The organism is Collinsella aerofaciens (assembly GCF_901212495.1).
In the GTDB taxonomy this organism is placed as follows: Bacteria; Actinomycetota; Coriobacteriia; order Coriobacteriales; family Coriobacteriaceae; genus Collinsella; species Collinsella aerofaciens_H.
The window spans coordinates 20552-33809 of the sequence record NZ_CAAKNY010000068.1 but is presented as its reverse complement, the minus strand read 5'-3'; the positions used below and the strand labels follow the sequence as shown (position 1 = coordinate 33809).

Genomic DNA, 13258 nt, shown 5'->3' with positions numbered 1-13258 from the left:
AAAGGTAGATTTTAAGGCATGTCCCAAAAAACTACTGGCAAGGGGCGCCCCTTGGAGCGCCCCTTGCCTAGGGTTTGATGAGGTTTTGATCGTCTGTGGGCTAGCGGCGCCTGCGGGTGGCCATTGCCTTGCGGACGGACGTCTTCTTGGACGGGGCCTTTTTCTCGACCTGAGCGGCGGGGGAGGCCGGGGTCTCCTTGGCAGGCTCGGGCTTAGCGTCTGCCTTCGGGGCGGCCTTGACCTCAGCGGCCTTCGGCGCCGGCTTGGCCTTTACCTCGGCTTTGGGCTCCTCTTTAGCAGCAGCGGGCTTAGTCTCTGCCTTGGGAGTTGCGGCCTTTGCCGTTGTCTTCTTGGTTGCCGTGGTGCGCTTACGCGTGGTGGTCTTGGCGGCGGGCTTGGCCTCGACGGTTGCCTCGGCCTTGGGCTCGGCAGGCGTCTCCTCGACCTTGGCGGCCGCCTTGGGGGCAGCCTTCGTTGCAGTGGCCTTGGCAGCCGTCGCTTTCGTAGCTGTAGCCCTCTTGGCTGCCGTCGTCTTCTTGGCTGCAGTCTTGGCCGGAGCCTTAGCGGCCGGCTGGGCCTCGGCGGTCTCGGCCTTTACCTCGACCTCGGCGGCCTTCTTGGCAGCGGCGGTCGTGCGCTTGCGCGTCGTCGTTGCCTTGGCAGCAGTCGTCTTTGCTGCGGCAGTCTTGGTGGCAGCGGCCTTGGTTGTCGTAGCCTTCCTGGCCGTCGTCTTGCGCGTCGTGGTTTTCTTGGCGGCAGGCTTCGCAGCCGGCTTCTCCTCGGCCTCGGGAGCTGCTTCAACCTTCACCTCAGATTTAGCCTCAACCGGTTTCTCCTCAGCCTTGGGCTCCTCAGCAGCAGCGGGCGCCTCAACAACCGGCTCGGCCTTGGGCTCGGGCTTGGCCACAACCTCGGGCTCGGCCTCCGCCTTTTCAGCCATAATCACGGGCTCGTCGGCAACCGCTGCCGGGCGCTCAATCTCCGGATGCATAAAGAAATACAGGTCCAGATACTTGTCGGCCGAGCGCGTCCAGCTAAAGTCCTGGCTCATTGCCTGCGTGACCAGTTGGTTCCAGACATCGCGGTTGTCCCAGAACAGGCGCGCCGCGCGGAACACGGCGTCGCCCATCTCGTCGCCGTTAAAGTTACTAAACGAGAATCCCGTGCCCTCGCCGGTAAACTCGTTATACGGGATCACCGTGTCCTTCAGACCACCGGTCTCGCGCACGATGGGCAGGGTGCCGTAGCGCATGGCGATAATCTGTGAAAGGCCACAGGGCTCAAACTTCGAAGGCATCAGGAACATATCGGCGGCGGCATACATACGCTGCGACAGCGCAGGATCGAACTCAATGCGTGCGGCCATGGTACCGGGGTACTTGTCCTGGAAGTAGCGCAGGCCGTCCTCGTAGTCGCGGTCGCCGGTGCCCAGCACCGCTACCTGCACGCCGCCGGCCAAAATACGGTCGAGCGCGTACATGACCAGGTCCATGCCCTTCTGGCGCGTCAGGCGCGTGACCATCACCATGAGCGGACGGTCGTCGCGCACCTCGAGCCCCAGCTCTTCCTGCAGCTTGGCCTTGCACACGGCCTTGCCAGAACGGTCCTCGACGGTGTAGTTGGCGGCAATGCGCTTGTCGGTCGCCGGGTCAAAGCCCGCCACGTCAATACCGTTCAAAATGCCCTGCAGCGCATAGGATCGCTCGCGCAGCACGCCGTCCAGGCCCTCGCCAAACTCTGGCGTCTGGATCTCGCTGGCATAGGTGGGGCTCACCGTGGTGATGGCATCGGCATAGCGCAGCGCGCCCAGCATGTAGTTGATACTGCAGGCGTCGCAACGCAGCTGCGAGGCGGCCGCCGGAATGTGCGCCACGCCCAGGATGTCCTCCATCACGGTGTCGCTAAACTGGCCCTGGAACGCCACGTTATGGATCGAGAACACGGTCTTGACGCGGTCGTACAGCGGCAGGCCCTGGTAGAACTCGCGCAAGAATACGGGAGCCAGTGCCGTCTGCCAGTCGTTGCAGTGCAGGATGTCGCACTCAAAGCCCTCGGGCAGGTGCTGCAGGCTCTCGGTGATGGCCTTGGAGAAGAACGCAAATCGCTCGCCGTCGTCAAAGAAACCGTACGGATAGTCGCGTGCAAAGTAGCGCTCATTGTCGATGAACATGTACGTGACGCCGTCGTGCTCGAGCTTCTCGAGCCCGCAGTACTCGCTGCGCCAGCCCAGGCTCACGTAAAAGTCGGAGAAGTGCTTCATCTGCGACTTGTACTCGTCCTTGATGGTGGCGTACTTGGGCACCATCACGATGACCTCGGCGCCGGCGCGCACAAGCGCCGCAGGCAGCGAGCCTGCCACGTCGCCCAGGCCACCGGTCTTTACAAACGGTGCGCACTCGGCCGAGGCAAACACGATCTGCATCTTTTTGCTGGAATCTGCCATATTGTCTCCCATGTTGCAATTCGAGAATAGCCGCCTGGCACAAACCGGGCGGCTATTCTACATGTTACGAGCGATGTTGCGGTGCCAACGTTAACGTGCGATGGTGGTATCAGATGTTAACGGGGCCTTGCCCAGCACCAGGATGTTCTCGGGCGTGCCGCGAAGCTCGGTGTTGGTGGGGACCACGTTGTTCTTGTCTAGGATGGCGTTCTCGACGCGTGCGCCGCTCTTGATGATGCAGCTCTGGTTGATGATCGAGTTGGTCACCGAAGCACCTTCCTCAACCACAACGCCGCGTGATAGGATCGAGTTGCGCACGGTGCCCTTGATGATGCAGCCGGCCGAGATGATCGAGTTGCACGCGTGGCTGCCGGTCGCATAGCGCGAAGGCGGCACGTCGTGGGCCTTGGTCAGGATCGGGCGCTCGGGATCAAAGAGCTTGTCGGACACGGTCTGGTCGAGCAAGTCCATGCTGCGGCGATACAGCGACTTCTCGCTAAACACGCCTACGACCTCGCCCTTGTACTCGTAGCTGCACACGTCGATGTTGCCAAAGTCGCCCTGGAGTGCCTCGAGCAGGTCCAGATAGTCGGCGGCCTGGTAGTGATCGATAATCTCGAGCAGCGTCTGGCGGTTGACGATGCAGCAGTCCATAGAGGAGTTGTCGCCGTACACGACGCCGGCGCTCACGCCCGTCAGGCGGCCGTTCTCGTTAATCTCGAGTTTGGTCTCGTCATCGATGTTGCGCGTAGCCTTGGAGTACACCACGGTCATCTGGGCACCGGAGTTCTCGTGCGCCTCGATGATGGTGTTGAGGTCCATGTTAAAGATGATGTTGGTGCCCATCATCACGACATAGGGCTTGTCCGAGCGCTGGAACAGCGTCTTGTTGGAGATGATGTCGCGCAGCAAAAAGCGCATGCCGCCCTTGGTGGTGCCATAGGCGTTACCCGGTACCAGGAACAGGCCGCCCTTCTTGCGGTCCAGACCCCAGTCCTTGCCCGAGCCCACGTGGTCGATCAGCGAGCGGTAGTTACCCGGCATGACAACGCCGACGGTCTTGATGCCGGCATTCATCATGTTGGACAGCGGAAAGTCGATCAGGCGGTAGCGGCCCAAAAACGGGACGGACGCGATGGGACGGTCCTTGAGCAGCACGCTGCCGTAGGTCGAGGAGTAGTTAGCGGTGATATAACCGATGGCCTTGCGATTGATCATCGGATCATTCCCCCTTCCCGATAACGACGTCATTTCCGATGACGGCCGTATCCTTGGTGGTATCGACAGAGCCGAGCTTCACGCCCTCTTCGACCGTGGAGTTCTCGCCCAAAATGGCGCGGCAGATGTGCGCGCCGCTCTTAACGTGCGCACCCGGCAGCAGCACGGAGTCCTCGACCACGGCGCGCTCCTCGATGATGACATCGGTCGAAAGGATCGAGTGGCGAGCGGTGCCGTAGATCTTGCAGCCGTTGGAGACCAGGCAGTCATCCAGGCGGCCGTCCGGACCAATGTAGTGCGGCGGACGCGTGGTGATGTTGGACATGATGGGGAAGTTCTTGTCAAACAGATCGAACTCGGGGTTGTTGCCCAGCAGGTCCATCGAGGTCTCGTGGAAGCTGGCGATGGTGCCGACGTCCTTCCAAAAGCCGTGGAACTCGTAGCTGTACAGGCGTTTGTCCTCGCCGAGCAGCTTGGGGATGATGTCCTTGCCAAAGTCGTGGCTCGAGCGCTGGTCCAGAGCGTCCTCCTCGAGCGCCTCGATCAGCACGTCGGCCGAAAAGATGTAGATGCCCATGGACGCGAGGTTCGAATCGGGCTTCTCGGGCTTCTCGGTAAACTTGGTGATGCGGCCGTCATCGGGGTCGGTGGTCAGGATGCCAAAGCGGCTGGCCTCCTCCCACGGCACGGGCATAACGCTCACCGTGAGGTCGGCGTTGTTCTCAATGTGCGTCTTGAGCATCTTGCGGTAGTCCATGCGATACAGGTGATCGCCCGAAAGAATCAGGACGTACTTGGGGTCGTTGGCCTTGATGTAGTCGAGGTTCTGCGTAATGGCGTCGGCCGTGCCCGCATACCAGGCGCCGCCGGTCTGCGTCTCGTACGGCGGAAGGATCGACACCCCGCCGTCACGGCTGTCCAGATCCCACGCCTCGCCGGAGCCCACGTAGGCATGCAACAGGTAGGGACGGTACTGCGTCAGAACGCCCACCGTGTCGATGCCCGAGTTGGAGCAGTTGGAGAGCGAAAAGTCGATAATGCGGAACTTGCCACCAAAGCTAACCGCCGGCTTGGCGATCTTTTGGGTCAGTGCCCCCAATCGGCTGCCCTGTCCTCCTGCGAGGAGCATCGCGATGCATTCTTTCTTACTCATCGATTTCTCCTTCTGTCATCGATATATCTAAACCCGTTAGCGACGGGCGCGGCGCTCGGTCGCGCCCGTCGAGTAATACCGTGCGGCAAAGGGAACTCGCGCGCCTTTACGCGTGCCAGATCTCGTCTCGGTACTCGCGAATGGTGCGGTCGCTCGAGAACCAGCCGGAGGAGGCGGTGTTGAGCAGCGCCTTGCGGTTCCAGGTCTCCTGGTCTCCATAGCTGCCGGTGAGCGCCTCCCACGCATCCACGTAGCTGCGGAAGTCTGCCATGACCAGGTCGGGGTCGTTGTTATTCATGAGCTCGTTGTAGATGCTCTCGAAGTTGCCCGAAAGACCCGCAAAGGTGTTGTCCTTGAGCTCGTCCATCACGCGGCCCAGGCGCTCGCGGTCGCCGTTGAGGGTATCCCACGCAAAGTAGCTGTTGGATGCCCAGAGCTGCTCGACCTCGGGAGCGGTCAGGCCAAAGATGGCCTCGTTCTCGCGGCCGGCCAGGTCGGCGATCTCGATGTTGGCGCCGTCGAGGGTGCCAAGCGTAATGGCGCCGTTCATCATGAGCTTCATGTTGGACGTGCCCGAGGCCTCCTTGCCGGCCGTGGAGATCTGTTCCGAGATCTCGGCGGCGGGGTAGATGAGCTGGGCGTTGCTCACGCGGAAGTTGGGGATAAAGCAGACCTTCATGACCTCGTTGACGCGGGCATCGTTATTGATGACCTCGGCCACGGAGTTAATGAGGCGGATGGTCTCCTTGGCGAAGGTGTAGCTCGAGGCAGCCTTGCCGCTAAAGATGAAGGTCGTCGGCGTCACGTGGAAGTTGGGATCGGCGATGCGACGGTTGTAGATGTCCATCACCTTCATGATGTTCATGAGCTGGCGCTTGTAGGCATGGAAGCGCTTAACCTGAACATCGAAGACGGTGTTGGGATCGATGACCAGACCGGTCTCGGCCTTAACGTAGGCGGCAAGGCGCTCCTTGTTGGCGCGCTTGGAGGCGCCCACGGCCTTCAGGAACTCGGTGTCGTTTTGGAAACTTTTAAGCTTCTCAAGCTCAAAGGCGTCCTTGAGCCAGCCGTCGCCAATGGCATCGGTGACGAGCTTGGCGTAGGTGGGGTTTGCCTCGGCAAAGAAGCGACGGTGCGAGATGCCGTTGGTCTTGTTGTTGAACTTCTCGGGCGTCAGGGCATAGAAGTCCTTGAGCACAATGTTCTTGATGATGTCGGAGTGGATCTTTGCCACGCCGTTGACGCTATGGCTGCAGATCACAGACAGGTTGGCCATGCGAATCTCGCCGTCCCACAGAATGGCGGTCTGGCGCAGACGCTCCTGCCAGCCCTCCTGCGTGGTGTCGAACGACTCGTGCCAACGACGGCTGATCTCGTCGATGATCTGGTACACGCGGGGGAGGAGCTTGGAGAACGTGCCGATGGGCCACTTCTCCAGAGCCTCGGGCAGGATGGTGTGGTTGGTGTAGCTCACGACCTGCGTCACGATGTTCCAGGCGTCGTCCCACTCGAGCTTCTTCTCGTCGATCAGGATGCGCATGAGCTCGGGGCCGCACATGGCGGGGTGGGTGTCGTTGGTGTGGATGGCCACAAACTGCGGCAGCAGCTCCCAGTTCTCGCCGTGCTCCTTCTCAAAGGTGTCGAGCAGGCTGTAGATGCCGGCCGAGACAAACAGGTACTCCTGCTTCAGGCGCAGTAGACGGCCGTGCTCGCCGGCGTCGTTGGGGTAGAGGATGGCACTGATTGCCTCGGCCTCGGCGCGCTCGGCGTCGGCCAGGGCATAGTCACCGCGGTTGAAGGCCTCCAGGTCAAAGTGCTCTTCGACCGGCTCGGCAGCCCAGACGCGCAGCTTGTTGACGGTCTCTCCGGCATAGCCCACCACGGGGATGTCATAAGGGACGGCCAGGATGTCTTGCGTGTCCACCGTGCGGTAGAACGTGCGGCCGTTCTCCTCAAAGCCCTCAACATGGCCACCAAACTTGATGGTCACGGCCTTGTCCTGACGACGGACCTCCCAGGGATAGCCGTGGGTGAGCCACTCGTCGGTGGTCTCGACCTGGCTACCGTTGACGATCTCCTGCTTAAACAGGCCGTAGCGGTAGCGCATGCCGTTGCCGTAGCCGGCGATGCCCTCGGCTGCCATGGAATCCAGGAAGCAGGCTGCCAGACGGCCCAGACCTCCGTTGCCCAGAGCCGGATCGGGCTCCTGGTTCTCGATGACGGAAAGGTCGAAGCCCATGTCGTCGAGCGCCTCGGCGACCATGTCGCGCACGCCAAAGTTGAGCAGGTAGTTGTCGAGCAGGCGGCCGATCAAAAACTCGATCGAGAAGTAGTACACGCGCTTTTTGCCCTCGGACACCACGCGGGCGTCGCTCTTGGTGGCTACGGTGCGGGCCTTCGCGGCCACGAGCTTGGCCAGGGCGTTAAAGCGGTCGAGGTCGCTGGCTGCCTCGACGCTCTTGCCGCTGATGCTCATGACGGCATCGCGATAGAGCTCGGTAAACTCCTGCTTGTTGTCGAAGATCGTATTCATACGTTCCTTTCCCCCGGGGATGTTTCTCCCGGAACGGCTATGACTTGTATCCTACGCCCCGGCGGGGTGGGTTAATGCAGCGGTAACGGCTTTGTTACGCATTCTTGGCAGACGACTTAACAGAAGCAGACTTGGCCTTGGTAGCGGCCTTTTTGGCAGCCGGCTTCTTGGTCGCGCTAGCCTTAGCTGCTGGCTTTGCTGCGGCCTTGGCCTTGGTCGCGGTTGTGGACTTCGCCTTGACCGGAGTATTCTTGGCGGCTGCGGGGTTGGGCTTGGGCTTCACCGAGGACGTACGCTTTTTGGATGCAGCCTTGGGCTCCTCAACCACTGGCGGCTTGTAGCTGCTGGGACCGCGGCGCTTAAGCACCACGCCAGCCAGGCCGGGCACCTTAATCTCAATGGAGTCCATCTGCCCGTTCCAGGGATAGGGCTCGCTCGAGCAGGTGTAGGGCTCCTCGCCGGCATAGCCGCTGCCGCCAAACTCGGGACGGTCGGAGTCAAAGATGACCTCCCAGTCACCCTCGCGCGGCACGCCCACACGGAAGCTCTCGTAGCTTGCCGGATCAAAGTTGATCAGGATCACCAGGTCGTCGTCGATGTCCTCGCCCTGGCGCACAAAGCTCACGATGGACTGCTTGGAGTTGTCCGCATCGATCCAGGTAAAGCCGTCATCGGTGTAGCCGCGCTCGTACAGGGCGGGCTCGGCGGTGTATAGGTGGTTGAGCGCCTTGATGAACGCCTGATGATGCTTGTGGGTCTCGTACTGCTCGGTCAGGAACCACTGGATGGACTCGTAGTAGCGCCACTCAATAAACTGGCCGATCTCGTTGCCCATAAAGTTGAGCTTGGCGCCGGGGTGCGTCATCTGGTAGAAGGCCAGCGTGCGCAGACCTGCAAACTGGCGCCACCAGTCGCCCGGCATGCGTCCGATCAGCGAGCACTTGCCGTGCACGACCTCGTCGTGGCTCAGCGGGCAAATGAAGTTCTCGGTGAAGGCGTACATGATGGAGAACGTGAGCAGGCCGTGGTTTCCGGGGCGCCACGGAAAATCGGTCTGCATGTAGTGCAGGGTGTCGTTCATCCAGCCCATGTCCCACTTGTAGTGGAAGCCCAGGCCTCCGTCCTGCGGCGGATAGGTCACGAGCGGCCACGCGGTGGACTCCTCGGCCATCATCATCACGTCGGGGAAGTGGGCCTCCACGGCGCAGTTGACCTGACGGATAAACGTGCTGGCGTCCAGATCCTCCTCGGTACCGTACTTGTTGAACTTCTTTTGGCCTGGATCGTCGATGCCAAAGTTGAGGTACAGCATGCTGGAAACGCCGTCCATGCGAATGCCGTCCACGTGGAAGTTCTCGAGCCAGTACAGCACGTTGGAGACCAGGAAGGAGCGAACCTCGCCGCGGGCGAAGTCAAACTTGTGCGTGCCCCAGTTGGGGTGAATCTCGTGTTCGAACAGCATGTGGCCGTTAAAGGTGGCAAGTCCGTGGTCGTCGGCGCAAAAACCGCCGGGCACCCAGTCCATGATCACACCGATGCCCGCCTCGTGGCACGCATCGATAAAGTGCATGAGCTGCTGCGGGTTACCGTAACGCGACGTGGCGGCAAAGTAGCCGGTTGTCTGGTAGCCCCAGGAGCCGTCGAAGGGATGCTCCATAAGCGGCATGACCTCGATATGCGTGTACCCCATGTCGCGCACGTAGTCCACGAGCTCCACCGACAGGTCGTCGTAGGTGTAAAACTCGCCGCGCTGCGCGGGGAAGGGGTCCATGGGGCCGGGGTAGTTGCCGAACTCGTCGGGCTCGCCCTGCGGCGCGTCGCCGTGGCGCTTCCACGAGCCAATATGCACCTCGTAGATGTTAAGCGGCTGCGACATGTGGTTGTGGCCGGCACGGCGCTTGAGCCATGCGGCGTCGTTCCACTGGTAGTCGTCGATGGTCCACAATACGCTTGCCGTTCCCGGAGGGCACTCGGCCTTAAAGGCGTACGGATCGGCCTTGTAGAGCTTTTCGCCCTCGTTGGTCTCGATAAGGTACTTATAGAGCTGGCCCTGCTCGGCACCAGGAACAAAGCCTTCCCAAATAGCGCTCGTACGCACGGGAACCAGCGGGTTGGCTTGCTCATCCCAGTCGTTAAATTCGCCAATGACGTGGACGCTCTTTACGTCGGGCGCCCAAACGCAAAAGCGCCAGCCACGCGTACGGTTCTGCGTGTCGGGGTGAGCACCCATCTTTTCCCAGCTGCGCTCCCACATTCCAATGCCAAACAGGTAGACATCGTCCTTGGAGAGCTCCGGTGCGTGCGGGGCGGCTTTACGGGTGGCGGGCTTTTTGGTTACTGGCTTTAGCTTGGTATCGCTCACGTTTGATCCCATCATGACGCGGCAGCATGTTGCCTTGGTGACTAGATGCCAAAGGTCCAAGGCTGCACGAATCGAAGGGATGCGAAGTTTCAGTGATTCGTTCCACCTCGCGTGCTCGGTGGAACTTTCGGCAAAAACTACGATAACACCTGTACGTTAGTTTTATGGACGAAAGTGGATTTTCGGGGGCGTTTAATCGGTAAGCGCCGTGTTTATGCCATTGGCAGAATTGCCGTGGTAAAACTCTTGACAGTTTTTACCAATTAGGGTTTCAAATTGTTAGTCAGACGTTTGGTAAAACGTTTTTAGCAGCTTGTTTACCATTTGACATCGAAAGGCTCGGTTATGGACAACATTGCTGCCCCAAGTGTTGCTTTTATTTTCGATTGCGACGGCACGCTGGTTAATAGCACCCCTGTCTGGGGCTATGCGCAGCCCGAGTTATTGCACCGTCATGGCATTGATGCAACGGTCGACGATTTTGCCCAGTTTGAGCATCTTTCGCTGGAGGACGAGTGCCAGGCCTACCACGACACGTGGGGCATTGGCACGAATGGCGAGGAGCTGTATCGCGAGCTTGGCGATATTTTGATTGATGGGTACTCCAAGGTGCCGCCGCGCGAGGGGCTCCTGACATTTTTGGAGCAGGCGAAGGAAGCCGGTATTGCCATGTGCGTTGCCACGTCTACGCCGGCCGAACTGGTGCAGTCCGCGCTCGCTGGTGCCGGGCTCGACGCGTACATGGAGTTTATTACCACGACGGGCGAGGCGGGACGCTCCAAGCAATTCCCCGATGTGTACGAGCTGGCGTTGCGCCGCCTGGAGGTGCGCCACGGGCACCAGTTTGAGCGCGCGTGGGTGTTTGAGGACGCCGTCTTTGGACTTAAGAGCTCCGGCACTGCAGGCTTTAAGCGCGTGGGCATCTATGACCCGCATGGCCGCATGCAGCGCGATGAGGTCCGCGCCAACTGCGATATCTTTATCGACAGCTATGAGGACCTGGAACTGGCCCGATTACTTTCGTTTGAGGGCTAGGCGAGGGCCGTGGCTTGCAAAGTATTAGTGGTTTGCGGCTCGCCGGTGGGGGGGAGCCCGGATCTGCTGCGCCAGCTGGCGGGGGAGTGCGACCGCATCGTCGCCGTGGACCGCGGGCTCGACGCGCTGCTGGGCGCCGGGCTGGGCTGCGACGTCTACGTGGGCGACGCCGACACCGTAAGCGACGCAGGACGCGCTCTGGTCGATGCCGCCGAAGCCTTTGAGGTGGAGCGTCACAACCCCTACAAGGACTATACCGATCTGGCATTGGCACTCGATTCCGTTCGCCGCCGTTGGCCGGGTGCCGAAGTGGTAGCAACCTGCGCCACCGGCGGCCGCCCGGACATGGCCCTGTCTGTGTTAGGGTTACTGGCAGGCTATGTGGACGCCCCCGTCTGGATCGAAGAAGACGAAGTGACGGCCAGAATCCTGCACCAGGACGAGACCTGGACCATCGGGGGCGCCGAGGGCAAAACCTTTTCCATCATCGCCATCGCTCCCAACACAGAGATAAGCGAATACGGCCTAGAGTGGGAGCTAGACCATAGCCCCCTGGGCCTGTTGGCCGACACGGGCATCTCTAATGTCGTCAGGAAAACGGCCAAGATCCAAGTCCACCAAGGAACCGTAATCGCCTACCTCTACAAGTAAGGGCTATCGCATCAGGGTTTTATCGGGACGGTGGATGGAAATAATCGCTCGAAGAGTGATTATTTCCGCCCCGTCCCAGGAAAACCCGTAAGAAAAAGTTTCAACAAAAACCTCTTGCATCAAGCAAAACATTCCCCTATAGTATCTCCTCGTCACGGGGGCGTAGCTCAGCTGGGAGAGCGCTTGACTGGCAGTCAAGAGGTCAGGGGTTCGATCCCCCTCGTCTCCACCATCGTGAATGCAAGGCCACTCAATCGAGTGGCCTTTTTCATTTTCAATATTATGCCGTCAGCAGCAGTTGTCTCAAATTTTGCGACAACTGAATCATCGTCGCTTAATTCGGTGAACCTCGCACTGGGAGACGGGATCGTCAACCTCGCCCGATAAACTTTACGCCCATATCTTGCTGCATCCCAAAAGTTGTCCAATTAACCGCCTCAAAATGCGTTGACTCTGTAGCCAGGCGCGCCTATTGTGCGATGAGCGCCTTCGCGATGCGACGCTCAAGCCGGCACCCGAAAAAGTTGCGCAATAACCCGCAAGTTTTGTGTACATAGTTTGTTAGCCAAACGTAATTCTTCTTACAACTCGCGCCGTCAGCCTTGCATCTCAGGCAGCGTACGCCAACCCATGTGCCCCCATTAACCTGCGGTAATGTGTGCAAGACGGCACAATATCCCCCATAACAGCGGCAAATCAACAATGTGTTGCTCAACACACCCTAAAACGTTTGGGCCACCTGCTGTGCTAGGATACAGAACGTTACATGGGTTCAACTGTGCTCACGGCTCCAGCAAGACGCAAAGCGCAGGGTCGATCAGCATCCGGCCGTAACGGCGGTGCCAGAAAACCACGAGCTCCAATAGCGTCGTCATGCGTATCTCATCGAATGACTTGTTCTTGTCTACGTGCAAGCAATTCTTTCGAATCGATATTTTATGACAAATCGCAGCAGTCCTACAGCTGTTTGCGTGCAGTCCAGTTTTGTACCCGCTTGACTGGGCCGCACGCAGCTAGCTGGGGACGCGGTCATTTTTGCGATACACGTCCGCGTCTCGAGCAACTGCACTTATACATACCGTTCACGGTGGGGCAGAGCCACGTGCTTGTCTAACTGGGCTCAGGGTTTGAATATGGAGCGCCTTCGCGCACGAGCGCCCTGGCGAAGCCATACCCAACCCCCGCGAGCCATACGTAAGCCAGCAAGGGGGTGGTGCTCGTGTGGTATGTGATCCAGGTCATTAACGGTCGCGAAGACGTAATGCGCGAGCGCATCGAGCGCGTGGTGCCGGCTGGTGTCATGCAGGAGCTTTTTTATCCCCAATTTTTAACCGAGATCAAAGTACGCGGCGAATGGGTCAACACGACCAAGCCACTCTTTCCCGGTTATCTGATCTGCGATACGGCAGATCCCCGCACCGTGCAACAGTATCTGCTGCGCATGGACGACTTTGCCCGGGTGCTATCCCAGGACGGTCAGTTTGTGCCGCTGGCAAAAGAAGAGGTCCAGCTTATTGGCGGCTTTACGCATAGGGGAGACCGCGTAGTACCCATGAGCGAGGCATTAAAAGACGGTGACCAGGTCGTAGTGACGGCAGGTCCGCTGCTGGGCCACGAAGGCCTTATCAAAACCATTAACAGACGCAAGAGCACTGCTTATTTGGAGCTCGACCTGTGCGGCCGACGCGTAACTACGCGCGTTGGCCTTGCCGTGCTTTCGGCCGAGCAGCGCGTCATGCGCAACCTTAAAAAGGCGATTGCCTAGCTGCAGACGGTCGCTACTCAGAACAGGGAGGATCCCCGACCCGGGGACGAAGTGTTGGAAGAGAACGTGTCGGATAAAACTCAATATACAACGGATGC

8 protein-coding genes and 1 tRNA gene are annotated in these 13258 nt (G+C 59.7%); 4 read left to right on the top strand and 5 right to left on the bottom strand.

What is annotated here, in order from left to right:
* Nucleotides 1-100: 100 nt before the first annotated feature.
* The 5 genes from glgA to glgB form a co-directional block, all read right to left on the bottom strand.
* Nucleotides 101-2443: a glycogen synthase GlgA gene (glgA, locus tag SFLMC1_RS07775; protein WP_187323909.1), complete on the bottom strand. Its 2343-nt coding sequence runs from the start codon at nt 2441-2443 to the stop codon at nt 101-103.
* A 90-nt stretch (nt 2444-2533) separates the two neighbouring features.
* Nucleotides 2534-3661 carry a glucose-1-phosphate adenylyltransferase subunit GlgD gene (gene glgD, locus SFLMC1_RS07770; RefSeq protein ID WP_152074645.1) on the bottom strand — a complete coding sequence of 376 codons (1128 nt, stop codon included), beginning with the start codon at nt 3659-3661 and terminating at the stop codon, nt 2534-2536.
* Between the two features lie 4 nt (nt 3662-3665).
* Nucleotides 3666-4814: a glucose-1-phosphate adenylyltransferase gene (locus SFLMC1_RS07765; protein WP_152074646.1), complete on the bottom strand. Its 1149-nt coding sequence runs from the start codon at nt 4812-4814 to the stop codon at nt 3666-3668.
* A gap of 106 nt (nt 4815-4920) precedes the next feature.
* The gene (locus SFLMC1_RS07760) at nt 4921-7347 is read right to left on the bottom strand and encodes a glycogen/starch/alpha-glucan phosphorylase (protein WP_152074647.1); all 2427 of its coding nucleotides are present in this window, start codon (nt 7345-7347) and stop codon (nt 4921-4923) included.
* A gap of 94 nt (nt 7348-7441) precedes the next feature.
* On the bottom strand, nt 7442-9601 hold the full coding sequence (glgB, locus tag SFLMC1_RS07755) for a 1,4-alpha-glucan branching protein GlgB (RefSeq protein WP_373422694.1): 2160 nt from the start codon (nt 9599-9601) through the stop codon (nt 7442-7444).
* A 453-nt stretch (nt 9602-10054) separates the two neighbouring features.
* Here glgB and SFLMC1_RS07750 point away from each other — a divergent pair, with 453 nt between their 5' ends.
* The 4 genes from SFLMC1_RS07750 (at nt 10055) to loaP (ending at nt 13160) form a co-directional block, all read left to right on the top strand.
* Nucleotides 10055-10744 carry an HAD family hydrolase gene (locus SFLMC1_RS07750; protein ID WP_152074649.1) on the top strand — a complete coding sequence of 230 codons (690 nt, stop codon included), beginning with the start codon at nt 10055-10057 and terminating at the stop codon, nt 10742-10744.
* A gap of 9 nt (nt 10745-10753) precedes the next feature.
* On the top strand, nt 10754-11395 hold the full coding sequence (locus tag SFLMC1_RS07745; protein ID WP_154063924.1) for a thiamine diphosphokinase: 642 nt from the start codon (nt 10754-10756) through the stop codon (nt 11393-11395).
* 156 nt (nt 11396-11551) lie between these two features.
* A tRNA-Ala gene (locus tag SFLMC1_RS07740) sits at nt 11552-11627 on the top strand.
* Between the two features lie 987 nt (nt 11628-12614).
* Nucleotides 12615-13160, top strand: a complete 546-nt coding sequence (loaP, locus tag SFLMC1_RS07735) for an antiterminator LoaP (protein WP_226814292.1) — start codon at nt 12615-12617, stop codon at nt 13158-13160.
* Nucleotides 13161-13258 lie beyond the last annotated feature (98 nt).